The 23761-nt window shown below is 71.0% G+C and carries 25 protein-coding genes; 10 read left to right on the plus strand and 15 right to left on the minus strand.

Annotation, left to right across the window (positions count from 1 at the left end; all coding sequences use genetic code 11):
• Positions 1-2: 2 nt before the first annotated feature.
• The 6 genes from pyrH to MNZ29_RS11545 all read right to left on the minus strand — a co-directional run bounded on the left by pyrH (position 3) and on the right by MNZ29_RS11545 (position 5270).
• On the minus strand, positions 3-752 hold the full coding sequence (pyrH, locus tag MNZ29_RS11520) for a UMP kinase (protein ID WP_242338365.1): 750 nt from the start codon (positions 750-752) through the stop codon (positions 3-5).
• A 90-nt stretch (positions 753-842) separates the two neighbouring features.
• Complete coding sequence (locus tag MNZ29_RS11525; RefSeq protein ID WP_242355290.1) at positions 843-2456, minus strand: CCA tRNA nucleotidyltransferase; 1614 nt, start codon at positions 2454-2456, stop codon at positions 843-845.
• A gap of 116 nt (positions 2457-2572) precedes the next feature.
• Positions 2573-3538: a ribonuclease HII gene (locus tag MNZ29_RS11530; RefSeq protein WP_242355292.1), complete on the minus strand. Its 966-nt coding sequence runs from the start codon at positions 3536-3538 to the stop codon at positions 2573-2575.
• 347 nt (positions 3539-3885) lie between these two features.
• A complete protein-coding gene (locus MNZ29_RS11535; RefSeq protein WP_242355293.1) occupies positions 3886-4152 on the minus strand; it encodes a hypothetical protein in 267 nt (88 codons plus the stop codon).
• Between the two features lie 81 nt (positions 4153-4233).
• The gene (locus MNZ29_RS11540) at positions 4234-4770 is read right to left on the minus strand and encodes a dihydrofolate reductase family protein (RefSeq protein WP_242355295.1); all 537 of its coding nucleotides are present in this window, start codon (positions 4768-4770) and stop codon (positions 4234-4236) included.
• A 62-nt stretch (positions 4771-4832) separates the two neighbouring features.
• Positions 4833-5270 (minus strand): VOC family protein, encoded by a 438-nt coding sequence (locus MNZ29_RS11545; protein ID WP_242338351.1) that lies wholly within the window; start codon positions 5268-5270, stop codon positions 4833-4835.
• A 165-nt stretch (positions 5271-5435) separates the two neighbouring features.
• Between MNZ29_RS11545 and MNZ29_RS11550 the strand changes: the two genes are divergently transcribed.
• Positions 5436-5822 (plus strand): GFA family protein, encoded by a 387-nt coding sequence (locus tag MNZ29_RS11550; RefSeq protein ID WP_255821299.1) that lies wholly within the window; start codon positions 5436-5438, stop codon positions 5820-5822.
• Positions 5823-6025: 203 nt separating this feature from the next.
• Here MNZ29_RS11550 and mutM read toward each other — a convergent pair whose 3' ends face one another.
• Genes mutM through bcp form a run of 3 tightly spaced genes read right to left on the minus strand, consistent with a single transcriptional unit; the run spans position 6026 to position 8720 of the window.
• Positions 6026-6853, minus strand: coding sequence for a bifunctional DNA-formamidopyrimidine glycosylase/DNA-(apurinic or apyrimidinic site) lyase (gene mutM / locus MNZ29_RS11555; RefSeq protein WP_242338347.1), 828 nt, complete (start codon positions 6851-6853; stop codon positions 6026-6028).
• Between the two features lie 53 nt (positions 6854-6906).
• Positions 6907-8220, minus strand: a complete 1314-nt coding sequence (locus MNZ29_RS11560) for an RsmB/NOP family class I SAM-dependent RNA methyltransferase (RefSeq protein WP_242338345.1) — start codon at positions 8218-8220, stop codon at positions 6907-6909.
• Between the two features lie 44 nt (positions 8221-8264).
• Complete coding sequence (bcp, locus tag MNZ29_RS11565) at positions 8265-8720, minus strand: thioredoxin-dependent thiol peroxidase (RefSeq protein ID WP_242338343.1); 456 nt, start codon at positions 8718-8720, stop codon at positions 8265-8267.
• 122 nt (positions 8721-8842) lie between these two features.
• Here bcp and MNZ29_RS11570 point away from each other — a divergent pair, with 122 nt between their 5' ends.
• The 3 genes from MNZ29_RS11570 to tsf all read left to right on the plus strand — a co-directional run bounded on the left by MNZ29_RS11570 (position 8843) and on the right by tsf (position 11980).
• Positions 8843-9862: a competence protein CoiA family protein gene (locus MNZ29_RS11570; protein ID WP_242338341.1), complete on the plus strand. Its 1020-nt coding sequence runs from the start codon at positions 8843-8845 to the stop codon at positions 9860-9862.
• Positions 9863-10283: 421 nt separating this feature from the next.
• A complete protein-coding gene (gene rpsB / locus MNZ29_RS11575; protein ID WP_242338411.1) occupies positions 10284-11237 on the plus strand; it encodes a 30S ribosomal protein S2 in 954 nt (317 codons plus the stop codon).
• A gap of 83 nt (positions 11238-11320) precedes the next feature.
• Positions 11321-11980, plus strand: a complete 660-nt coding sequence (tsf, locus tag MNZ29_RS11580) for a translation elongation factor Ts (RefSeq protein WP_242338339.1) — start codon at positions 11321-11323, stop codon at positions 11978-11980.
• 279 nt (positions 11981-12259) lie between these two features.
• Here tsf and MNZ29_RS11585 read toward each other — a convergent pair whose 3' ends face one another.
• Both MNZ29_RS11585 and MNZ29_RS11590 read right to left on the minus strand, forming a co-directional pair.
• The gene (locus MNZ29_RS11585) at positions 12260-12814 is read right to left on the minus strand and encodes a hypothetical protein (protein WP_242338337.1); all 555 of its coding nucleotides are present in this window, start codon (positions 12812-12814) and stop codon (positions 12260-12262) included.
• Between the two features lie 22 nt (positions 12815-12836).
• A complete protein-coding gene (locus MNZ29_RS11590) occupies positions 12837-16253 on the minus strand; it encodes a TonB-dependent receptor (RefSeq protein ID WP_242355297.1) in 3417 nt (1138 codons plus the stop codon).
• 488 nt (positions 16254-16741) lie between these two features.
• Between MNZ29_RS11590 and MNZ29_RS24940 the strand changes: the two genes are divergently transcribed.
• From MNZ29_RS24940 to MNZ29_RS11610, 4 genes are all read left to right on the plus strand, one after another.
• On the plus strand, positions 16742-17485 hold the full coding sequence (locus tag MNZ29_RS24940; protein WP_242338333.1) for an energy transducer TonB: 744 nt from the start codon (positions 16742-16744) through the stop codon (positions 17483-17485).
• 65 nt (positions 17486-17550) lie between these two features.
• Positions 17551-18309 carry a MotA/TolQ/ExbB proton channel family protein gene (locus MNZ29_RS11600; protein ID WP_242338331.1) on the plus strand — a complete coding sequence of 253 codons (759 nt, stop codon included), beginning with the start codon at positions 17551-17553 and terminating at the stop codon, positions 18307-18309.
• A 43-nt stretch (positions 18310-18352) separates the two neighbouring features.
• Positions 18353-18769 (plus strand): biopolymer transporter ExbD, encoded by a 417-nt coding sequence (locus MNZ29_RS11605; protein ID WP_242338329.1) that lies wholly within the window; start codon positions 18353-18355, stop codon positions 18767-18769.
• 2 nt (positions 18770-18771) lie between these two features.
• Positions 18772-19227, plus strand: a complete 456-nt coding sequence (locus MNZ29_RS11610) for a biopolymer transporter ExbD (RefSeq protein ID WP_242338327.1) — start codon at positions 18772-18774, stop codon at positions 19225-19227.
• A 95-nt stretch (positions 19228-19322) separates the two neighbouring features.
• On the opposite strand, the gene MNZ29_RS11615 is transcribed toward MNZ29_RS11610, so the two are convergent.
• Positions 19323-20258, minus strand: a complete 936-nt coding sequence (locus MNZ29_RS11615; protein WP_242355299.1) for an RluA family pseudouridine synthase — start codon at positions 20256-20258, stop codon at positions 19323-19325.
• A gap of 220 nt (positions 20259-20478) precedes the next feature.
• On the opposite strand from MNZ29_RS11615, the gene MNZ29_RS11620 reads away from it, so the two are divergent.
• Positions 20479-21072 carry a fumarate hydratase C-terminal domain-containing protein gene (locus MNZ29_RS11620; RefSeq protein WP_242355301.1) on the plus strand — a complete coding sequence of 198 codons (594 nt, stop codon included), beginning with the start codon at positions 20479-20481 and terminating at the stop codon, positions 21070-21072.
• A 139-nt stretch (positions 21073-21211) separates the two neighbouring features.
• On the opposite strand, the gene MNZ29_RS11625 is transcribed toward MNZ29_RS11620, so the two are convergent.
• Entirely contained in the window at positions 21212-21832 is a 621-nt protein-coding gene (locus MNZ29_RS11625; RefSeq protein WP_308197061.1) for a putative metallopeptidase, read from the minus strand.
• Positions 21833-21942: 110 nt separating this feature from the next.
• On the opposite strand from MNZ29_RS11625, the gene MNZ29_RS11630 reads away from it, so the two are divergent.
• The gene (locus tag MNZ29_RS11630) at positions 21943-22245 is read left to right on the plus strand and encodes a hypothetical protein (RefSeq protein ID WP_242355303.1); all 303 of its coding nucleotides are present in this window, start codon (positions 21943-21945) and stop codon (positions 22243-22245) included.
• Positions 22246-22447: 202 nt separating this feature from the next.
• On the opposite strand, the gene yhbY is transcribed toward MNZ29_RS11630, so the two are convergent.
• Together yhbY and MNZ29_RS11640 are read right to left on the minus strand one after the other, a co-directional pair.
• Positions 22448-22915 carry a ribosome assembly RNA-binding protein YhbY gene (yhbY, locus tag MNZ29_RS11635; RefSeq protein WP_242355305.1) on the minus strand — a complete coding sequence of 156 codons (468 nt, stop codon included), beginning with the start codon at positions 22913-22915 and terminating at the stop codon, positions 22448-22450.
• Between the two features lie 6 nt (positions 22916-22921).
• Positions 22922-23629, minus strand: a complete 708-nt coding sequence (locus MNZ29_RS11640) for a J domain-containing protein (RefSeq protein WP_242355307.1) — start codon at positions 23627-23629, stop codon at positions 22922-22924.
• Between the last annotated feature and the right edge of the window lie 132 nt (positions 23630-23761).

A 23761-nucleotide genomic window follows, 5' to 3' on the forward strand; every position in this document is an offset into this window, starting at 1 on the left:
TCCTACTTCTCGTCGAGCCGTCCGACGGTGGTCCCGATCGCCTCGCCGAGCACGACCTTGCGCACGTTCCCGCGCAGCGTCGAGTCGAACACGATGATCGGCAGGTCGTTGTCCATGCAGAGGCTGATCGCCGTCGAGTCCATCACCTTCAGGTTCTTCTTCAGGACGTCGATGTAGCTGAGCTGCTTGAACTTGGTGGCGGTCGGGTTCTTCTTCGGGTCGTCGGTGTAGACGCCGTCGACCTTGGTCGCCTTGAGCAGCACGTCCGCGTGGATCTCCATGGCGCGGAGCGAGGCGGCGGTGTCCGTCGTGAAGTAGGGGTTGCCGGTGCCGGCCGCGAAGATGACGACGCGGCCCTTCTCGAGGTGGCGGATCGCGCGGCGGCGAATGTAGGGCTCGGCGACCTGGTGCATCTCGATGGCCGACTGCACGCGGGTGTTCACGCCGATCTTCTCGAGCGCGTCCTGGAGGGCCATCGCGTTGATGACCGTCGCGAGCATGCCCATGTAGTCGGCGGAGGAGCGGTCCATGCCCTCCGTCGCGCCGGACACGCCGCGGAAGATGTTGCCGCCGCCGATGGTGAGCGCGACCTCGACGCCGAGCTCGACGCAGTCCTTCACGTCCTGTGCGATGGCGGACAGGGTCTTCGGCGAGATGCCGTACTTGCCGTCGCCCATGAGCGCCTCGCCCGAAAGCTTGAGGAGGATGCGCTTGTAGCTGGGCTTGGGCGTCGCGGCTCGGTCGCTCGGCATGGTCGGCGCGTTCTACAGAAGGCCGCCGAGTCGGTCAAGGCGGCGCGGTTCGTGCGGAATTCTACCCGACGCGCGGGCGGCGCGCCGGGATCATGATCCGGCCGGGGCCGGGGCCCCCGCGCCGCGACGCCGACGGCGCTTCCCGCCGCGGTGCCGACGGCGGCGGCGCGAGCCCTCGGCGGCCTCGGGAGCGCCCTCGGCGCCCGTACGGGGGCTCTCGCCCCCGGCCGTAACCTCGACCGACGGGGTCTCCGTCGCGCCACCCGGTCCGGCCTCGGCGACAACCTCCCGTGTGCTCCCCTCGACGTGAGCGGGAGCGGCCGCAGGACCGCGGCGGCGCTCCGGCCCGCGCTCCGGCCGCGGGCGGCGCTCCTCGTGCTCCTCGCGAGGCGGCGGGCCGCCCGCGGAGGCGCGCCAGCGCTCGAGCAGCTCCTGCCCCTCGCCGGTCGCGGCGACGGAGATCTCGAGGAGCTGCACGGCGTCCTGGAAGTAGCTCTGGCCCGCGAGCCCGCGCCCGCGGCGGCGCCGCTTCTTCGACGGCTCGCGGAACGTCCGCAGGGCGTGGAGCGCGAGGCGGGTGCGCTCGGCGATCTTGCGCGGCAGGCGGGAGGTCTGGACGAGCGATGCGAGCAGCGCGTCCGCCGTGTCGTGGCCGCGCTCCGGGCCGGCGTGGTCGCCCGTCGCGTCCGAGTCGGGCGCCGCGATCGCGGGGCCGCCGAGGTGCATCACGATCGCGCCGAGCAGGACCGCGTCGGAGACCTCCTCGCCCGAGCGGACGAGCCGGTCGAGCGCGGAGAGGTGCGCGAAGAAGGCGCGTCGCCCGCGCTCTTCCCAGCCCTCGAGGGCCGCGGCGAGCGACGGCAGGATGACCGGCAAGGCGCCGCTCGCGCGGAGCAGCTCGAACGCGCGCGCCGACCCGCCGCAGCGGAGGATCTTGAAGATCTCCTCGAGCACGCGGGCGGGCGCGCAGCGCGCGAGCTCGCCCGCGTGGCGGCGCATGGCCTCGAAGGTGTCGGGCGAGATGGTGAAGCCGAGGCGCGCCGCGAAGCGGACGGCGCGGAGCAGCCGCACCGGGTCCTCGCGCATGCGGATCTCGGGGTCGCCGATGGTCGCGATCCGGTGCGCCTCGAGGTCCTCGCGCCCGCCGACGTAGTCGATCACCTCGCCGGTCGAGACGTCGTAGAAGAGGCCGTTCACCGTGAAGTCGCGGCGGACGGAGTCCTCCTCGGCGGTGCCGAAGACGTTGTCGCGGGTGATGAGCAGGTCGCTGTCGTCGGGGACGTCCTCGCCCACGTCCACCGGGTTCTTCCGGAAGGTCGCGACCTCGATCACCTTCCCGCCGCGGAAGTAGACGTGCGCGAGCCGGAAGCGCCGGCCGATGAGGCGGCAGTTGCGGAAGATGGCGCGGACCTCGCCCGGGTGGGCGTCGGTCGCGACGTCGAAGTCCTTGGGCTTGGCGCCGAGGAGCAGATCCCGCACGCAGCCACCGACGAAGTACGCGCGGTGGCGCATGTGCCTGAGCCGCGCGATGACCTTCACCGCGTCGGAGTCGAGCCGATCGAGCGGGATCTCGGGCGGGTGCTCCGGCGGCGGCTCCTCGGGAGGATCGAGCGCGAGGCCGGGTGGCGGGCGGTGCGGGCGGCTCTCTTCGACTTCTTCTTCGTGCGTTGCGGGAAACGGATCGGTCGGAGATCGGTCGTGCATGCAGTCGCCGGATCGGGGGGCGGTCCCGCGCCGAGGTGAACTCCCCGGCTCGCGGGAACGCGCCTGCACCGTCGGGCTCGTCCTTGGGGGCGTTGTAGCGAGCGGCGCGGCTTTGGTCAAACCCGTCGTGCGATCGCGGGGGTGCGCGGCTCACGCGCGTCCAGGGCCGCGGTCGCGTCCGGGTCCCCCTTCTCCGGAACCATTTCGGCGTCGCCGCAGGGTGTTTCTTCGCCAGGAGGCAGGTCCTCGTCGCTCACGGGCGGCGCGAACAGCTCGCCCTGCAGCGGCTCGAGGCCGAGCGCCTCACGCACGGGCTGGAAGGAGCGCCGGTGGACCGGGCAGGCGCCGAGCCGCCTGAGCGCCTCGAAGTGCTCGGCGGTCGGGTAGCCCTTGTGGCGGCAGAACCCGTAGCCCGGGTGGACCGCGTCGAGCTCGGTCATGAGCGCGTCGCGCGCGGTCTTCGCGAGGATGCTCGCCGCGGCGATGGTGAGCGAGAGCGCGTCGCCGTGGATGATGGGCGTCTGCGGGAGCGGGAGCTCGGGGAGCTTGCGGGCGTCGATGAGCACGTGCCCGGGGAGGGTCGCGAGCCCCTGCACGGCGCGCGTGAGGGCGAGCAAGCCGGCGCGGTAGATGTTGAGCCGGTCGATCTCCTCGACCTCGGCGCGCGCCACGGCCCAGCAGATGGCGTTCGCGCGGATGTCCTCCGCGAGCCGCTCGCGCTCCCGCCGGTCGAGCTGCTTCGAGTCGTCGATGCCGCGCGGCCGGTAGTCGCGCGGGAGGATGCACGCGCCCGCCACCACCGGCCCCGCGAGCGGCGCCATGCCGGCCTCGTCCACGCCCGCGACCAGCGTGACGCCCCTGTCCCAGAGTTCCCCCTCGTAGCGCAGCAGATGCCGAAGGCGCTGTCCTTCCGCGCGGTTGGCGTGCCGACGCTTCAGGATCTGGCGGAGCACCTCGCGCGCGCCCGCCCGCGGGTCCACCGTGAGGGCCGCCTCGCACTCGGGCGAGAGGGCGCGGTTCCGGTCGAGGAACCGCTCGCGCAGCTCGGCCACGGACATCCGCGCGAGGTCTTCGGGGCGCATCGGGGCGAGTCTAGCGCCACCTCGTCGCGGCGCGAAGGGCGAACCACGCCGCGGTCCGCAGCGACGGGCCGAAGGCGTTCACCTCGACGAGCTCGACCGATCAGCGACATTACCTGCTCAGGGTAACCACCCCGCGAGACCAAAGATGGACATGCCGATCATCAAGCAGCCCCCGGCTGCAACTAACAAGCACAATCCCCTGCCGATCTCTTTCGCCTAAACGAATCCCGAGCACCCAATTTTGGGAGTCGACAACGTGGTCGGCGAAGCGCCTGCGAAACAGTATCAACAATATGCCAATGACCAGGCCGGGCACCGATTGCAGCCACTCCGTCATGGCGCGTTACCTAGCTCACCGGAAGACCGGATCGGAAATGCGTAGAACAGCTCTTGAGCTCGATGCAGATGGTCTGCACTACCGTGCCGCCGACGTTCTCGACCGCGTGTGAGCCCACGGGAGCAGGGATCACTTGCCCGTCGGTGAGCGCCACGTCGACGACCGAGCCTTCGAGGCTGGTAAGGCGCAGCGTACCCGGCTTGAGGATGTAGTTGATGTTCTCCGGGTTCTTATGCATGGCCACCCGGTCGCCGGGTTTGACCGTTACCTTGAGCACGGATCCGGTCGTTTTCGAAGATGACCTCGTGGATCTCCGGGGAGATCTTGACGATGTCGTCGATCGGGTCTGCCACGTCGTTCACGTGGAGTGGCTACGGCTTCGCGCGGCGACCCGATAGTGCAGCCGAATCGTGTCGTCATTCAGCTTTGCGCTGTCGATCAGGTGGAGCTTGTGGTCGTGCGCGACCCCTCTCAGCAGCGGTAGGGCTTCGCCACCAAAGAGCACCGGCTCCACCACCAGGATGATGTCGTTCACCAGCCCAGCATCGATGAACTGGCTCATTGTGACCGTGCCCCCGACGATCACCGCCTCCGAGAACCCCTTCCCCTCGAGCATCGAGACGATCTCGTGGGGACGGGCGCTCGTGAACACGACGCTCGGGTTCGGGGTGGCCGCGCCCGCGTGGCTCGTGAGCACCACCACGAGGCCCCCCTCGCTCAGCGGAAGATGGTCCGGCGCGAGGATGTCGTACGTCTTCCTGCCCATGATGACGGCATTCTTCCGGCAGGTCTCGTAGAACCCCCGACCGTACTCTGGAGACAGCCAGTCGGGGACGTTGCGGGCATTTGAGATAAAGCCGTTCGCCGAGGTGGCGATGTAGATGGCGATGTTCATGTCGTTGTGGGGATCACCTGGCCGCCACACGGGGTCCGTGCATCGCATACACTCTCGAGCGCTCAGCCGAGTTCTTCGGCGAGCCCGATGAGAAGTCCTTCGGGCCCGCGTATGTAGGCGAGCCGATACGTGTCTTCGTACTGGACCACGTCGCCGACGAGCTCTGCGCCGCGCTTGCGGAGCCGGGTGATCGTATCGTCGAGGTCCTCGACGGCAAACATGACACGTAGGTAACCGAAAGCGTTCACTGGGGCGTTCCGGTGATCGGCGACCACACGGGGCGTGAGAAATCGAGACAGCTCGAGCCGGCCGTGGCCGTCCGGCGTGCGCATCATGGCGATCTCGACGCGCTGGTCGCGCAACCCGGTAACGCGCCCCGCCCACTCTCCTTCGATCGTGGCTCGTCCTTCGAGCTTCAGGCCCAGCTCACCAAAGAACGAGATCGCGGTATCGAGCGACTCCACCACGATCCCGACGTTGTCCATGCGCTTGACCGTCATCGACGCTATGCCTTCCAGTACCTGTATCCGCCTCGTGCTCGCCATCCGTTGACTTAGGAGGTCACGCCTCGTGATGCACGGTCTCGCGCGGGTCAGCGTAGCGAGCCGGAGTGGCTCGGATGTCGCGAATTCGTGGCCGGCGCTAAGCGGCTAATCAGGCATGACATGACAACACCGAGAACCTACAGCGCCAGTTGCCATTGTGGTGCCGTCCGTTTCACGTTCACGTGCGAGGAGATCACGAGCGGCCGAAGGTGCAACTGCTCCATCTGCATCCGCAAGGGGGCGGTCATGTCCTCGAACTATTTCCGCCCATCGGATGTCGACGTGGAAGGTAAAGAGCACTTGGCCCTCTACCAGTTCGGGGACAAGGCCATGAACCACTTCTTCTGCCGCACCTGCGGCATATCTCCGTTCAGCACGGTGGCGTCCGTACCACCCGACTACCAAGGACCCGCAAGGCTGGGGGACTATCGGGTCAACCTCGGCTGCGTTCATGACCTCGATGTTCTCTCCCTAGAAGTCCAGGTCATCAACGGGAAGGCGCTCTAGAGCGACGGCCGGAACATTCCTGATGGCACGTGGGAGCTGATCGCCCCGCTCCTTCCGGCTCGCCGTAGCGAGCCAAGCGCCCACGTCTCGGTGGCGCTCACGTCGCGAGGCGGAGAATTCGGGTCGAGGTCCGCGGGAGAACGATTCGAAATCGCAATCTGGCGCGCGGGTGCGGTTCCTCGTCCCGAAGCCGGCCGTGACCCTCACCGCTGGCAGCGCGGACAGTAGAACGTCGAGCGCTGTGCCTGCACGATGCGGACGATCTCCGCCCGCCGGCAGCGCGGGCAGCGCTCGCCCTCGCGCGCGTAGACGAGGAACGGGTTCTCCGCCCCCTCCTCCACGTAGGTGATCTCAGGGCCCTCCTCGCGCGCGATGGTCTCCTTCACTGTCGCGAGGATCCCGTCGGCGAGCCGTCGAACCTCGGCGCGCGTGAGCGAGCGGGCCTGCCGGCGTGGATCGATCTTCGCGCGGAAGAGCGACTCGCTCGCGAGGATGTTGCCGACGCCGGGGAGGAGCGCCTGGTCCAGGATGCGGACCTTCACGGGGAGCTTCGAGCGGCCGAGCGAGTTCGCGAGCCGCTCGAGATCGATGCCCTGCTCCAGCGGATCGGGCCCGAGCTCGGCGATCTCGGGCACCTCCTCGAAGCGCGCGCCCGGCACGACCCGCAGCCGGCCGAAGAGCCGCATGTCGTCGAAGTGCAGCACGGCGCCGTCGTCGAGGTGGAAACGCGCGCGGGAGAAGCGGGTCGGGACGCCGTCGCCGTCGCGGCGGAGCCACTTGCCCGTCATGCCGAGGTGGGCGAGGAGGCCGACCGGCGCGCCGTCCTTCTCGAGCGTGACGAGGAGCTGCTTGCCGATCCGGCGGATCGAACCGAAGCGCGCGCCCTCGAGGCCGCGCGCGAACGCGGCCGGCCTCGCGGGCCGGAAGACGTAGCGCGCCTTCGGGTCAGGCTCGATCCGCTCGATGCGCCGGCCCTTCGTCCAGCGGCGGAGATTACGCGCGGCGATCTCGACCTCGGGAAGCTCAGGCACGCGTGACCTCGGCTTCGAGCCCGCTCTCGATCCCCACCGCGACCGCCGTCGCCCTACTTCCGCTTCTCGAACGCCGCCACGAAGAACCCGTCCGTCCCGTGCCGGTGCGGGAAGAGCTCGAGCCGCGCGCCGTCCACCCCGAGCACCTTCGCCCGCTCCTCGCCGAGGAAGGGCGCGAGCGGGACCGGCACGAGCCCGACCTCGCGCTCGGCGAAGTCCGCCACCTCACCGTTCTCGGTCCGGCCGATCGAGCAGGTCGCGTAGACGAGCCGCCCGCCCGGCTTGAGCAGCGCCGCGAAGCGCCGCACGAGGGTGCGCTGGATCCCGGCGAAGCGGACCGGGTCCTCGGGCGTGAGGCGCCAGCGCGCGTCGGGCTTGCGGCGCAGCGTGCCGAGGCCGCTGCACGGCGCGTCCACGAGCACGAGGTCGGCCTGACCGGCGAGGTCCTGGAGCTGCCCCTCGGCCTCGGGCCCTGCGGCGATGACGCGGGCGCGGAGGTTGTGCACGCCGGCGCGGCGGGCGCGCTTCTTCGCGTCCTCGAGCCGGTCCGCGTCCGTGTCGAGGGCGTGGAGCGAGCCCTTGTTGTGCATCTCCATCGCGAGCGCGAGCGACTTGCCGCCCGCGCCCGCGCAGGCGTCCACCACGATCTTGCCGGGCCGCGCGCCGCACGCGAGCGCGATGAGCTGGCTGCCCTCGTCCTGGATCTCGAAGCGGCCCTCGCGGAACGAGCCGAGCGCGAAGGCGTTCTGGTGGCCGTCGAGGACGAGCCCCCATGGAGAGTGGCGGGTCGGCTCCGCGGCGACGCCCTCCGAGCCGAGCTTGCCGCGCAGCTCCTCGCGGTCGCCCTTGAGGAGGTTCGTGCGGACCGTGAGCGGCGCACGCGCGTTCATGGCGGCCGCGAGCACGCGCGCCTCGTCGAGGCCGAGCTCGCCCGCGAAGCGCTCGGCGATCCAGCGGGGCAAGGAGGCCTCGAGCGCGAGCCGCTCGATCGGGTCCGCGATCGCGGCGATCCGCGCCTCGGCGCCCTCGAGCCGGGCGAGCGCCGCCGGGGAGACCGCGAGCCGCCGCGCCGCGTCCGCCGGGGCGAGGTGCTCGAAGCGGACGAGCCAAGCGGCGTAGCGCGTCGCGAGATCCGGCGCGCCGCCGAGCAGGTAGTCGAGCTGCGCCTGCCAGCGGATGAGCCCGTAGACCGACTCGGCGACCGCTCGCCGCTCGGAGGCCCAGAGCTTCGGGTCGCGGCGGAGCGCGCGCTCCAGGGCGCGATCCGCGAGCCAGCCCTGGTCGCGCACGAGGCCGTAGACCTCCAGGACGAGCGGGTCCACGAGGTCGAGGCGGTTCGGGCGGGGTCGGAGCGGTTTGCGCGGCATGGCAGTCGGGGGCCCGCCGGCGGGGGCCGGCGGGCGCGCGGACCTTACAGGCTCTCGAGCACCTCCGCCACGTGCCCCTCCACCTTCACCTTCGGGAAGACGTGCTCGACCTTGCCGTCCGGGCCGACGAGCACGGTCGTCCGCTCGGTCCCCATCGTCTTCTTCCCGTACATGTTCTTCTCCTTCCAGACGCCCCAGGCCTGCATCACCTCGGCGCCCGGGTCGGAGAGGAGCGGGAACGGCAGGTCGTACTTCTCCTTGAACTTCTTCTGCGCGGCGGGGGTGTCCTTCGAGATCCCCACCACCGCGACCTTCTTCCTCTTGAACGCGTCGACTTCGTCACGGAAGTCGCAGGCCTCCCGCGTTCAACCGGGGGTGTCGGCCTTCGGGTAGAAGAACACGACGACGCGCTTCCCGGCGAAGTCGGAGAGCTTCACCTCGTTCCCCTCCTCGTCCGGCAGCGCGAACTGCGGGGCCTTCTGGCCCACCTCGAGCGCCATGGATCCTCCTCGGGCTCCCGCCGGCGCGGTCACGACCGGCTGTCGGAAGCGACCGCGTACCCGTACCCGGCGCGGAGCGCGGGCGCAGGATCCCGGGCGGGGACGGCGCTACACTCCGACCGATGCGCCGCCGCTCGAAGCCCAGGCACGGCCCTACCCTCGCGCCGCCCGGAGCCTCGCCCGCGGCTCCCCGCGCCCGTCCGACCGCGCCGGGGGCCGCGGACGACGTGCTCCTCGCCTGGGCGCGCGACCGCGACGGCAGGAAGGTCCACGCGCTCCGCCTCGACCCCGCGGACCGCCGCCGCCGCGCGCCGTTCACCTGCCTCGGCTGCGGCGACGAGCTCGTGCCGCACCTCGGCAAGGTGCGCAGGCGCCACTTCGCCCACCGGGCCGGCTCGGCCTGCCCGCTCACCGCGCCCGAGACCGCCCTCCACCTCGACGCGAAGGAGCGGCTGCTCGCGCTCTGCGAGGACGCGTTCGCCGGCCGCCGCCGCGTGACGCTCCTCGCGCGCTGCCCCTCGTGCCGGCGCGCCGCGCCCCGGGACCTCGCCCGCGAGGGCGATCGGGCCCTGACCGAGGGCGCCGTCGGCGCGCTCCGCGCGGACGTGCTCGTCCTCGCCGGGGAGCGTCCCGCGCTCGCGATCGAGGTGGTCGTGACGCACGCGGTGGACGCGGAGAAGGAGGCGGCGCTCTCGGCGGCGGGCGTCCCGGCGGTCGAGATCGACGCTCGAGAGGAGTGGGAGGGAGAGGACGCGGAGGGGATCTCCGTCGCATGCCTCCGGAGCCTGGGGTTTCGCCCCTGCCCCGCCTGCGCGGCGGAGGCGCGGGCGGATGCGGATCGGGCGCTCGGCGGCGAGCACGCGGAGATCGCCGAGCTCGAGGCGTACCGGGCGCGCGGCTTCTTCGGCGCCCGGCCGGCGCTGGCCTCCGCCACCCCCGCGGCGGCCAAGGGGGACGCACCGCTCTCCGACGCTGATCGGGCGGACCTCGCCGAGCGCTTCCGCTGCCCGGAGTGCGGCGGCGGGGAGCTCGGCTTCGGAGCGCGCATCGCCCGCCACGCCTGCCCCGATCGCACCGCGCGGCCGGTCGCCTGGCGGGGCTACGACGGCACGGTCGTGGCGCTGTCCTGGTGGCGGCGCTGACCCTTCACGGAGGGCGCAGGAAAGTCCCCCGCAAGCCGCGGCAACCACGGAGGTTTTCGACATCCTCCGCCACTCGCCGTCCACGTCGGGTCGCCTTGCGACGGGGAGTCCGTTGTGTTAGAGGACGGTCCCCCGTGCGCCCTCGTGGCTCGCGGTGGCGCGACCCGCAGCCTGGGACGCGTGGCGCAGCAAATTCACACACCTCCCGCATCGGCGCGCTCCGGTGCTCCCGGCGACGGCGGCTTCTCGCCCGTCCCGTGGGTCAAAAGGCGCGTCTTCAGTCCCGGCGAGGTGGCGGACACAAACCGGAGATCACATGGAAAACCAGCAGCAGCCGCAGCAGCAGGACCCGATCGCTCCCCCCACGCCGACGCCCGAGGCGCCGGAGGCGGCCCCCGCCGCCCAGGCCGCGGAGCCCACGATGGCGAGCGCCCTCACGACGACGGGCACCGCCATCACGATGAAGCAGCTCCTCGAGGCGGGCGTCCACTTCGGCCACCAGACGAAGCGCTGGAACCCGAAGATGAAGCCGTACATCTTCGGCGCCCGCAACGGCATCTACATCATCGACCTCCAGAAGACCGTCGGCCTCGCCCGCGGCGCGCTCCGCTTCGTCTCGGACGCCACCGCGAAGGGCGGCATGGTCCTCTTCGTCGGCACGAAGAAGCAGGCGCAGGACGCCATCCGCGAGGAGGCCTCCCGCTCCGGCCAGTACCACGTCACGAACCGCTGGCTCGGCGGCACGCTCACGAACTTCAAGACCGTGAAGCAGGGCATCGACCGGCTGAAGACCATCGAGAAGATGGCGGCGGACGGCACCTACGAGCGGCTCCCCAAGAAGGAGGTCGCCCAGCTCGAGCGCGAGCGCGAGAAGCTCGAGAAGAACCTCGGCGGCATCAAGGAGATGAGCCGCCTGCCCGCCGCGATCTTCGTGATCGACACGAAGAAGGAGCACATCGCGGTGCACGAGGCGAACCGGCTCGGCATCCCGGTCGTCGCGGTCGTCGACACGAACTGCGATCCCGAGGGCATCGAGTACGTCATCCCGGGCAACGACGACGCCATCCGCTCGATCCGCCTCTTCACCGGCAAGGTCGCCGAGGCCTGCATCGAGGGCCGCGCCCGCTACTCCGCCTGGGCCGCGCAGCACGGCGAGGAGCGGCGCCCGGGCGAGGAGGATCGCGACGCGTCGAGCGAGCGCGGGCAGAAGGATCGCCGCGACCGCCGCGACCGCCGCGGAGGTGGCCGTGACCGCGAGCGCCGCGAGCCGCGCGAGGACCGCGCCGCCGCGAGCGCGAACGTCGAGGTCGTCCGCAAGGGCGACGTGACGGCGGCGCCGGCGCAGCCTGCGCCCGGCGGCGACGCGAACCGGTAGACCCGGCGCATCCCGGAGCTTTCCGGGGGCGGGCCCGGCGGGTCCGCCCCCGATCCTTTTTCAACGCACGAAGGAGAACACCCGTGGCCGAAGTGAACGCGAACATGGTGAAGGAGCTCCGGGAGAAGACCGGGGCCGGGATGATGGACTGCAAGAAGGCGCTCGCCGAGGCCGGCGGCGACTTCGCGAAGGCGGAGGAGGTGCTCCGCAAGAAGGGCCTCGCCGCCGCGGCCAAGAAGTCCTCCCGCGCCGCCACCGAGGGCCAGGTCGCGAGCTACATCCACATGGGCGGCAAGATCGGCGTCCTCGTGGAGGTGAACTGCGAGACCGACTTCGTGGCTCGCACCGACGGCTTCCAGGCGCTCGTGAAGGACATCGCGATGCAGATCGCCGCCGCGTCGCCCACCTGGGTCCGCCGCGAGGAGGTCCCCGCCGAGATCGTCGCGAAGGAGCTCGAGATCGCGAAGGCGCAGATGCGCGATCAGAAGAAGCCCGAGGCGATCCTCGAGAAGATCGCCCAGGGCAAGCTCGAGAAGTTCTACGAGCAGTTCTGCCTGCTCGACCAGCCGTTCGTGAAGGAGGACAAGAAGAAGATGTCCGAGGTCCTCACGGACGCGGTCGCCAAGATCGGCGAGAACATCCAGGTCCGCCGGTTCGCCCGCTTCGTGCTCGGCGAGGGGCTCGAGAAGAAGCAGGAGAACCTGGCCGAAGAGGTCGCCAAGGCGGCCGGCCTGCAGAAGTAGGCAGCGGTTCCAGAAGCCTCGCAGCATCCGAAGCCCCGGTCCGCGCAAGCGGGCCGGGGCTTTGTCGTGGCACGGGTTTCCACGGAGCGGGCGCCGCAGCGCGACCGTCCGCGGGACGGACTCACCGGACGAACGCGAGAACTCTCGGTCGGGTCGCGGGGGTCGCGGGTCGGTCGCGTCGCGCGGGGGGCTGGGGCGGGCTTGTTGGCGTCACCCGCAAATAGAAGAGGGCCGGCCCGGAGGCCGGCCCTCTCATGTCTTACGTGGTGCTCGCGACGCTTACGGCGCGCAGGCACCCAGCGTCACGTCGATGGCCCTGCCAGCGACGGTGCCGGTGATGTGGACCGGAGCGGAGCCGTCGATGAACTCCGCGTCCCCCCAGCCGTCCGAGCCGGCGGCGGGGCCGAGGTACACGACGACCGACCCGCCCTCCGCCGCGCTGGGCGACGACGGCGAGTAGCACGAGTACCAGGCCGATCCCGCCGGAGCGGCGGGCGTCACGGTGAGCCAGCCGGCCGCGGGCGTGCAGTCGGTCAGCGACGTCTGCACGAGGCCGCCGTCGACCTGTCGATCGAACGTGACGAAGATGGTCGTCGCGTCGAACTGGCCAGGATTCACGACAGCTTTATCCTTGTCGAGGATCCCGCCGCAGGTGCCCGCGGAGCTCCACGCCTCGCCGGTCCGGTCTGCGGAGACGGCGTCTGCACCGCCCGCCAGGTTCGCCGCGGTCACGGCGACGATCTGGGGCGAGCCCTTCTTCGCGTCCGAGTACGGATCACAGGCGACGGCGAGCGCCGCCACCGCCACCAGGGACAACCACTTGGTGTTCTTCATGTCGTTTCCTCCCTGGACCGGGCTAGAACGAGAGCGCCACGCCCAGCCGCAGCGAGATCGGCAGCTGGTACGCGGTGGTGGCGCGGCTCGGACGGCCGAAGTTGGGGTTGACGGTGACGGGACGGCCGTCGACGCTCTTGAGGTAGGCGAGCCCCGGGCAGTCCTTCTGGATCGCGCCGATCGGGTCAGACTTTCCGATCGAGTTCTTCGAGTCGCAGTTCAGCCCGTTCATCGGAGTGACCGTGTCGAACGTGTAGTCCTGGTCGTACTCCAGGGTCTCCTGCGCGTTGAACACGTTGAACACGTCGACGCGGAAGTTGAGCGCGTACGGCGGCTTCACCGTGTAGCCGATGCCGGCGCCGACGTCGACCGTGTTCACGAACGGCGTGCGGCCGGCCTGGCCGCGCGGGATGATGAACGCGGAGCTCGAGCCGTACTCCGGGTGGGCGCCCATCGCGCTGACCGGCGTGCCGGAGATGCCGTTGTAGGCGCCCGAGGCGGTCGCGCTCAGGCGGGGGCTGAAGCTGTAGGTGTACGCGCCGAAGAGCTTGACCTGGTGGGTGGTGTCGCCCGGGAGGTAGCCCGTCGTGTTCGCCATGAGCGACGCGAGGTCGTACGCGGCGGTGATGCCCGGGTCGAGCTGGCCGTACTCAGGGTAGTACGGGCCGGAGTAGTTGCCGCGCAGCGACGAGTACGTGTAGCTCGCCTGGGCGAGCCAGCTGTTCGAGAACTGCTTCGTCGCCTTGAAGGTGACGCCGTCGTACGAACGCTCCGGCTTCGGGAACTTCGTCGTGACCGTCTTGTTCGTCATCGGATCGTAGGTCTGCACGTTCGTCGCGTTGCCGACGACCACCCCGTTCACGGTGATGTCACCGCTCCGCTCGCCGGGGTTGGAGATGAAGAACGTACCGCCGTCGTTGGAGGACATGTCCTCGATGACGGCGCCCTGGCGGCGGCCCTGGTAATCGACGCCCACGGCGAGATCGGGGAGGATCTCGTACTCGGCCTGAGCGCCGAACTGGTCGTTGTACGAGCCCTTGAGCTTCGGGTCGATCGGGGTCGCACCACCGTACAGGCGCACGTCGTTGTTGCCACCGGAGCGGGGCTGGATCGCGCAGGAGGTCGAGTTGAACCCGTTGCCGAGCGCCGACGGGAAGTCGAGGCTCTTCGGGTCGAACGAGCCGAAGTTCCCGGCGAAGCCGCAGCTCGACGCGTTCAGGAAGTACTGGAGCTGGACCTCGGCGCCGAACGACCGGTTACCCATGTCGAGCGGCATCGCGTAGTAGTAGCGGCCCCACGCACCGGCGAGCTTGCCGCGGCCGTTCCCCGTGAAGTCCCAGATCGCCTGGACGCGCGGCGCCCAGTTGTCGGTGATGTCGAACGAGCTGCCGTTCTTCACGGACAGGTTCTTCATCGACTGGGTCTCGAGGCGGAGGCCCGCGTTGAGGGTCAGGTTCGGGAAGAACCCGGGCTGCCACGAGTCCTGGAGGAAGTACGCGAAGCTGTCGGTCTCGGACTTGTTGGTCTGGGTGGTGCGCGTGACGACCGGCGTACCAGCCGCGGCCGCGGCCTGGATAGCAGACAGCTCCAGGCCGGGGAAACCCGTGCTGGCGTTGGTCGGAAGCGGACCGCCGCCCGGGTTCACGATCGTGCCGAACGACCGGTACGCGTAGAAGCGATCCGGCAGGGTAGAAGTCGCTGGCGCGAAGTACCAGATCGCGCCGCCGGAGTGATATCCGTCGACCTTGTACTGGACGCGCTCGAGGTCGACGCCGCCCTTCAGGGTGTGCTGGCCGGCGAGCTCGGCGAGGTACGCCGCGGACGCCCTGCCGTTGAAGCGGTCACTCGTGCTGTCGAAGACCGTGCCACGGCCACCCGTCGTGTACGCGTCGAGCGGGCACGCCGCCGTGTCGGCGGGGTTGCTGCAGAAGCCCTGCGCCACGGCGCCGGCCGGAAGGGCCTCGAAGTCGGTCAGGTTCAGCTCCGTGCCGCCCCACTCCACCTCGGCGGTCTTGAACTGGTCGACGCCGCCGACGGTCTTGTCCTGGGGAGAGGTCTTCGAGTGGTAGACGCCGCCCGAGACCTCGGTGATGAGCTTCTTGTCCAGGAACTTGCCGCCGTAGCGACCGAGCACCGACAGCTGGTTCTCGTCGAGCGGGAGGAGCTCGCGGCTCCGGGCCGCCGCGGCCGGCGAGGCGCCGTAGAACGGACCGCCGGCGTTGAGCGACGTGCGCGAGGACGGCGCACCCCAGCCCGTGACGGTGAAGTTGTTGTTCTCGTCGAGCAGGTAGGTGAGCTTGCCGACCCACTGGTAGGTGGTGCGGCTCGTCCGGAGGTTCCGCTCCGTCCCGGGGATCGTGGTCTGGATCGGGTTGAGGAGCGCGTCCACGCACTCACCGTGACCGCCGTCCGGCGTCGTCCCGGCGGGGCAGGTGCCGCCCGAGTTGAGCTCGGTGGCGTTCTGGCGGGCGAACCGCTGGTACATGGTCCGGCTCGTGACAGGCGAGAACCCGGCGTAGAACCAGAGCTTGTCCTTCATGATCGGGCCGCCGACCTCGAAGCCGAAGTCGAGGCCGTAGGACCCCTCGTCCGGCTTGGCGCGGTAGGCGAGCGCCTCGCCGAGGCCGCCCGTCGTCTTGCCCGTCGGCTCGACGAGCATGCTGGGCGTGAAGGTGGAGAAGACGGACCCGTGGAACTCGTTCGAGCCCGACTTCAGGATGACGTTCATGATGCCGCCGGTGGCGCGGCCGTACTCGGCGTTGAACCCGCTCGTCTTGACGTCGATCTCCTGGAGGAAGTTCGAGCGGAGGGAGGGCGGGGCGTTGAAGCCGCCGTTGCCGCCGCGCGTACCGTACGCGGGGTCGGTCGTGTTGAAGCCGTCGACGATGTACTGGTTCTCGGCGCCCTGCGCGCCGGCGAACCCGACGCCCGTGGCGTCCAGCTTGGCGGTCGGGGCGACGACGGCGATGGCGTCGAACCCGCGGCCGACCGGGATGCTCGACATGAACTCCTTGGAGACGACGGCGCCCGCCTCGGCGGAGCCGACGTTCACCGCGGGTGCGGCCCCCGTCCGGACGACCTGCTCCTCCATCTGCACCGCCTCGGGGACGACGGCGAGGTTCGCGCGGATGGTCTTGTCGGGGCGCAGCGTGACGTCGGAGCGCTCGGTGGACTTGTAGCCCTCGAGCTGCACCGCGAGGCGGTAAGCGCCGGAGGGGAGAAGGGTGAAGCGGAAGTTGCCGTTGTTGTCCGTGACGGCCGTCTGCTCACCCTGAAGCGCAGGGCTCGTGGCGACGATGACGGCGCCGGCGACCGGCTTTCCGGTCGAAGCATCGGTTACCACACCGAGAATGGTGCCGGTGGTTTGCGCGGAGGCGACACTCGCGAACAGCAACGCGAGCGGCGCGAGGCGCGCGAGGCGAAGCAACTTCTTCCTCATGACTTCCTCCAGGGAGAGAGCACTCAGCCGCAGCCAGGCGGGCGATCGCTCGTGTGGGCACATCACGGCACACATAGCGATCGACCGACGGGTCAGTGCGCCCTTGTAGGCAGTCGTTATGAGGAATGTCAAGACGACGCCGACTGTTAGCCGAGCTTGTCTCTTACACCCCGCCCGGGACGTAACACTCCGAGTTTACGTGCTTTTTCCGAAAGCCCCGGCAAGTCGCGACGTTCCGCTTAGGGCGTGGAGGGCACCGCAGAAGGGACGCTGCTCGCACGCCCTCGGGGGATCCCGAGCGGCTGGAAGGTCGGCCGGCCGTGGTCAGCGCACATCGAGCACGCGCAACGGTTTGCCTTCGCCTCCGCGCCATGCGCACTATTTTCGCCAGCGCTGTTGACAACGTGCAGGCGCGGAGACTAGGAAGCGTCTTCAATTTTTCCGGCTGATTCTGCCGTCAACCGCAGCAGCAGCGAGGCCGCCGGCGCGTGTTCGACGAAGTCACCAAGAAGGAAGGCGGTAAGGCCGCTGCGCGTCGCGCGGGCTACGTCTTCGGTTCCACGCTTTTCCAGGGCATTCTCATCGCGGCGATCATCACCGCCTCCGCAGCCATCAAGGCGAAGGTGATCGACGAGCCGGTCGTGGACGTGAAGTTCGTCAAGACCGCGCCGCCGCCGCCCCCTCCCCCGCCGCCTGCGCCGCCCCCCGCGGCCCGCAAGCGGCCGCCCGACGCGAAGCCGCGGACGGATCTGCCCAAGCCGCCGCCGCCCCAGGCGCTGATCCAGCCTCAGGAGATCCAGCCTGAGATGAAGGCGCCGGATCCCAACGAGGCGCCCGAGCCGGAGTACGACTACGGCGACGCGGCCGAGGGCGAGGGCGTGGTCGGCGGTGTCGTCGGCGCCCGGCCCACGAACGAGATCGAGGACGCACCCGCGTTCGCCACTGCGGGCTACCGCAAGCCGCAGATGGCCGAGCCGGGCTGCGTCCAGCGCTCGGTCCGCATCCCGCAGCAGCTCGCCGGCTACATCTCCGGCCCGATCACCGTGAAGTTCGCGATCCGGCCGGACGGCTCGCCGTCGCGCTTCGAGGTGATGACCAACGTCCCCGACCAGCGCATCTCGACCGCGATCTGGCAGGCGGTCCAGGGGTGCCGCTGGGTGCCGGGCGCGGATGCCCAGGGCCGCCCGGTGTCCATCTGGGTGATCCTCCCCATCCGCTTCACCGCAGGCTAGGCGCTCGTTCCCGCGTCGAGGCGTTCACCTTTCGAAGAAGTAGTTTCAGCCCACAGGAGATGTCGATGTTCCAGCCGCTCGCTTCCTTGAACAACCTCGTCATGGCCCAGGCCGCCGGCGCCGCCCCGGGCACCTTCGATCTCGTCAACATGGTGAAGTCGATCGAGGGCTTCGGCATCGTGGTCGCCGCGATCCTCGGCATCATGAGCATCTACTCGCTCGGCGTGATGGCCGAGCGGCTCGTGACCTACTCCCGCGCCAACAAGGCCTCCCGCCAGTACGCCGCGAGCCTGCGCGACCTCCTCCCCGGCGGGAAGTTCGGCGACGCGGTGGAGCTCTCCAAGAAGCTGAAGCGCGGCCACCTGCCCAAGGTGCTCGGCCTCGCGATCGAGGAGTACAGCCGCGGCGTCGACGCGGTCCGCACCAAGGGTCCCCACGACGTGGGCGACTTCGACGTGATCGCGGCCGTGAACCGCGCGGTCGAGCGCAGCTCGCTCCGCACCGTCAACGACCTCCGCCGCGGCCTCGGCTCGCTCGCGACGATCGGCTCGACGGCCCCGTTCGTCGGCCTCCTCGGCACGGTGTGGGGCATCATCAAGGCCTTCCAGAACATGGCGGCCACCGGCTCCGGCGGTCTCGGCACGGTGTCCGGCGCGATCGCCGAGGCGCTCATCAACACCGCCTTCGGCCTCCTCGTCGCGATCCCCGCCGTCATGATGTTCAACTACCTCACGAACCGCGTCGAGGACATGCAGGTCGACATCACCGACTCCGCCACGGAGCTCGTCGACTTCTTCATGAAGGAAGGCCGCGAGGCGAAGTAGCCGCCGCGCGCACCTCCGGGACGCCTCTCAGGAGCCGAACGCGATGTCGATGGATGTCGGCAGCAAGTCGGTGAAGAGCGACATCAACGTGACGCCGCTCGTCGACGTCGTGCTGGTGCTCCTCATCATCTTCATGGTCATCACCCCGATGCTCCAGCGCGGGAAGCCGGTGCAGCTCCCCGACGCGAAGCACGTCTCCGCCCTGAAGGGCGGCGGCGACCCGGTCCTCCTCTCCATCACCGCCGATGGGAAGGCCTGGATCGACAAGGCGGAGGTGCCCCTCGAAGAGCTCTCCACCGAGCTCAACGTGGCGATGCAGATGGCGCCCGGCTCGCCCGTGATGATCAAGGGCGACAAGGCCGTCGACTACAAGCGCGTCCGCGAGATCATCCTGGAGGTCTCGAAGACGCACCTGCTCGGCGTGAGCCTCGCCGCGAGCGAGATCAAGGAGAAGAGATAGCCATGGGGATGGCGCTCGGGACGAAGAAGCCCGCCTCGGACATCAACGTCACGCCGCTCATCGACGTGGTGCTGGTGCTGCTCATCATCTTCATGGTGCTGACGCCGCTCGCCGAGAAGCAGAAGTTCATCCGCGTCCCCGACTACCAGCCGGAGATGCAGCCGGTCCCGCCCGACTCGGTGCCGCCCGACCAGACGATCCTCACGGCGCTGCAGAACGGGAACGTGCTCCTCAACAAGCAGGAGATGAGCGTCGCCGACGCGATGCAGCGGCTCCACGTGGCGTACGACGGACGGCCCTCGAAGGTGCTGTTCTTCAACGCCGAGGACACCGTGAAGTACGACCAGGTCGTGTACGTGCTCGACCAGGCGCACGGCTCCGGCGTGAACACCATCGGCATGATGACCGACCCGCCGATCACCGCCCAGGCCGCGGCGGCGCAGCCCGCGCCGCAGTAGCCGCGCTCCAGGCGGAGCGTCTCGAAGGGCCGGCTCGCGCCGGCCCTTCTCATTACTAGCGGCGCGCCCCGATCCCAGGCTCCGGGGCCCCAGCCCTACTGGGCCGCGCCGAGCCGCTCGAGCACCGCCTCGAGCTCCGGCGGGAGCGGGCTCATCGCCTCGACGCGCGCGCCGTCGGGGCCGTCCACGGCCAGCCGCGAGGCGTGCAGGAACTGACGGCGCAGCCCCGGGAGCTCGGACGCCGCGCCGCCGTAGAGCGCGTCGCCCGCGACCGGGTGACCGAGGTTCGCGAGGTGCGCGCGGATCTGGTGCATGACGCCCGTGACGATGCGGACGCGCAGCAGCGTGTGCGTCTCGTAGCGTCGCGCGACCTCCCAGTGCGTCTCGGCGGGTCGCGGCCGGAGCCCCTTCGCGAGGAGCCGCTCCTCCGTCTCCGGATCGGGGACCGGCACCGACCGGCCGCCGCGCTGCGCGAGCGGGACGGACGAGACCCCGCCGGAGGCGACCCGCCCGACGACGAGCGCGAGGTACACCTTCTCGACCTCGCGCAGCGAGAAGCGGGAGTGCAGCGCCTCCCACGCCTCGGCGTCGCGCGCGAACAGCACGCACCCGCTCGTCTCGATGTCGAGCCGCTGGACGGCGCCGCCCTCGCGCGGCTCCGGCGACGCGCCGGCGCACTCGGGGAAGCGCGCGACCACCGCGTTCGCGAGCGTCCCGCCCTCGCCGGGGGCGAGCGGGTGGACGGCGATGCCCGCCGGCTTGTCGACGACGACGAGGCGCGGCGTCTCGACGAGCACCGCGAGCGGAGCCTCCGGCTCGGGCTCGGGCGGACCCGCCGGCGCCTCCACGTCGATCTCCACCAGGGCGCCCGGCTCGACCGCGTCGCTCGCGCGCGCGCGGCGTCCACGCACCCGCACCTCGCCGAGCTGGAAGGCGCGCTTCACCGTGGCCCGCCCGAGCCCGAGCGCGTCCGCGAGCGCCCGATCGAGCCGCCCCGAGGCGGTGAGCGGCAGTCGAATCTCCCGTCGCATGCGATCCGTTCTCCGCGCCCCTGGCGCGGCCTCTTGCGGAGCCAGCCCCTGGGCCCCGTTCGGCGCCGGGTTCGCGGCGCCACGCTATCGGGGAGGCTCGGCCCCGAGAGGGAGATAGAGCCTCTCCGCCCGGCGAGGCAACCGCGTTTCGCCTGCAGCGCCCCGGTCGAGCGGCCGCCCCGCCGCGGCGCAGCGCCCCACCTCCGGCTAGGACCGGATCATGCCGACCTCGCTCACCCTGCCCCTCGACGACGAGGCCGTCCGCTCGCTCCACGTCGGCGACGAGGTGCTCTTCAGCGGTCGCATGATCACGGCTCGCGAGGCCGCCCACCGCGCCCTCCTGCGCGCGCTCGATCCGGCCGTGAAGGGGCTCGTCGAAGGGCGCTTCATCTATCACTGCGCCCCGGTGGTCGCCCAGGATCCGGCCACGCACGCCTGGCGCTTCGCCGCCGCCGGCCCGTCCGTGTCGCTGCGCGAGGAGCCTTACCAGGCCGAGGTGATCGCGCGTTACGGGGTGCGCGGCGTCGTCGGAAAGGGCGGCATGGGGCCCGCGACGCTGGCCGCGCTCGCCGGCCACGGCGCCGTCTACCTGCACGCGGTCGGCGCGCTCGCCGTGACGCTCGCCCGCCGCGTGGTGCGCGTGCACGGCGTGCACAGGCTCGACGAGCTCGGGGTGCGCGAGGCGATCTGGGACATCGAGGTGAAGGACTTCCCCGCGATCGTCACCATGGACGCGCACGGCGAGAGCCTGCACGCGACGCTCGAGCGCGAGGCGGAGGCGGCGCGCGCGCTGCTGGAGCGGACGAGCCTCTGATTGCGTTCGCGCTCGGGCGGTGCGGCTCCCGCCGAGGCGAAAGGCTGCCCCGCGGCGACGCCTTCGGGCGCCTCGGCGAGGAGCTCGAGCCGCGCGGGCCGGCCGTGAGTGCCCCGCGGGCGCCCCACCCCGCGAACGCTCACCGCGTCTTGCGGCGCGGCGCGCGGCGACGCCCGGGCGGCTCCATGCGCACGAGGCCGTAGAAGAGCTGCGCCTCCGTGTAGGTCTGCCGTCCGCGGTAGCTCTCCTCGCGGTAGTAGCCGCAGGGCCGCTCGAGCCACATGCGCGCCCGGACGATCCCGTGCTTGGAGAAGGGCGCGACGATCTCGGCCGGCGCCTCGGCCAGGTAGCGCTCGAGGAGCCTGCGGATCTTGCGGTTGTAGGGTCCCCGCGCGAGCCGCGAGTGACGCCGGCCGCGGTGCAGCGTGCCGTCGAAGCGCGTGGAGGCGTGGTAGAGCTCGTGGAGGATCGTGCCGATCCGCTGCTCCGGCGTCGAGGCGCGGAACCAGAGCGGCCGCAGCGTGACGACGTAGAGGATCTTGCGGCCCTTCACGCGGATGAGCGGCTTCTTCCGACCGGCGTCGCCGCGGGCCCGCGTCTGCCTGAAGTGGGCCGGCCGGATGGTGGCGCGGGAGGCGCGCCGCGCCTCGCCGGCGACGACGAGGATGCGGGAGACGCGCACGTGCGCGAGCTCGGGGATCCGCGCGGCGACGTCGCGCACGAGCCGCTTCACCGCCAGCGTCACGTTGAGCCGGGCCACGCAGGGCCAGGATCGCCCAGCGCAGCCCGGGCGACAAGCTCCCACAGCGACACCGTTCGCCGCACCCGCATCCTTCACTTCGCCGGGCCGGCCCGATACGATGGCCGCCGATGGTCCTGCTCCTCACGCTCGCCGTCGCCCTGCTCTCCACCGCGCTCGTGCGGCTGGTCCGCCGCGAGCGCGGCCTGGTCGCCGAGGTCTCCGAGCTGGGAGAGCGCGTGAGCGAGCTCGGGATGCGGCTCGAGGCCGCCGAGGGGGAGGTCGCCCAGGCCGTCACGCAGGCGGAGATCGCCGAGAACGTGCTGCTCGAGAAGGGCGTCGCCGACGAAGACGACATCGAGGCGGTGCGCCGGCGCTTCATCGCCGACGCGCCCTCCGGCTACGACCGGGCGCGCGACGGCGAGCTGAATTGATCCAACGGGGACTGCGTCCCCGCCCCCGCGGCAGAGCCGCTGGGGCCCCACCCCTGCGCGGCGGGTCCCGTGAACGGTCGCGCCCGCTTCGCGGGTTCGCGACCGTTCCCCGCCGGGAGGGATTGCATCCCTCCCCGTCGCTTCGCGACGGGGCCCCTCCCTGCGGACGTGAGACGGCGCTGACCGGCCCGTGAGCCGGGCCCTAGCGCGTGCGGGTCCGGGGTCGGGACCGGCCGGCGCCCCGGGTGGGCTTCGCGCGAGCCGCCGTCGACTTGCGCGCCGACGTGCGCTTCGTCGCGCGCGCGCGCGTGGGACGCTCGGGCGCCTCAGCCGCGGGGCGCGCAGGGGCGGCCTCGTAGCGCGGCTTCTCGGGGTGCCGCCGGTAGACGAGGATCGTGCGCCCGAGGATCTGCGCGACCTGCGCGCCGGTCTCGGCGCCGAGCCGGTCCGCCGCCTCGAAGCGATCCTCGGGGGTCTCGGTCCCGATCTTCACCTTCACGAGCTCGTGCGTCCCGAGCGCGTCGTCGAGCTGGCGCAGCACCGCCTCGGTCACGCCCTCCTTGCCCACCTGCACGACGGGCGAGAGGTGGTGTCCGGCGGCGCGCAGGGTCTTGCGCAGCCGGGTCGAGGCCATCAGGGCGCGCTTCTTCGGGTTCGTGGGAGCAGGCATGTGCGTTCACTTCCTGAGATAGCGGAGCTCGCGGACGAGGTCCACGTGCTCGGGCGCGACCGCGAGGCCGCGCCTGAGGTGGCGCTCGGCGAGGGAGAGGTCCCCCACGAGCTTGGCCATCTGGCCGAGGAACAGGTACCCCGGCGCGCAGCGGGAATTCCGGCGGAGCCCCTCCTCGATGGAGGCGGCGCTCGCCGCGTGCTGCGCCCGCGGCTCGCTCGCGACGAGGAACTCGCACCACGCCGCCCAGATCGCGAACTCCGGCTCGTCGGCGTTGAGCACGATCGCCTCGCGGAGCTTCGCGAGCGCCTCGGCGTAGCGGCGGGCGCGGACGAGGACGGTCGCCGCCTGGAACACGTTCTCGGCCTGGAGGATCCGCATGACGTCCACGTCTGCGGCCCCGCCGGACGCGAGCTCTTCCTCGTACTTCGCGCGCTGCGCCTCGTCACCGAGCACGCTCCACGCGGCGCTCACCTTCGCGAACACGTCGGCGCAGAGCGCACGCACCTCGGCGGGGGCGTCCGCCGGAACCGCGTCCGGGTGGTAGGTCTTCGCGAGCCGGAAGTAGGCGACCTTCACCTGCGCCGCAGTCGCCGCGCGCTTCACGCCCAGGACCTCGAAGTGATCGGCGCTCGCGAGCCCCTCGAGGAGGACTCGGAGCTCCCCGGCGTCGAGCGGAGGAGGAGGCGGCGGGGGCGCGCTCGGGCGGGACACCGCGGGCGCCGCCGGCGGACGGGTGGCGGCGGGCGGGGGTCGCGGAGCGACGGGGGATGGCTTCGCGGGCGAGGCGGGTCGCGCGGCGGGCGGTCCGGGCGAGGGCATGGGCGAAGTCGCGGCCGACGGCGC

Origin of the sequence: Anaeromyxobacter sp. SG64, from assembly GCF_022690745.1 — a bacterium.
Taxonomy (GTDB): domain Bacteria; phylum Myxococcota; class Myxococcia; order Myxococcales; family Anaeromyxobacteraceae; genus Anaeromyxobacter; species Anaeromyxobacter soli.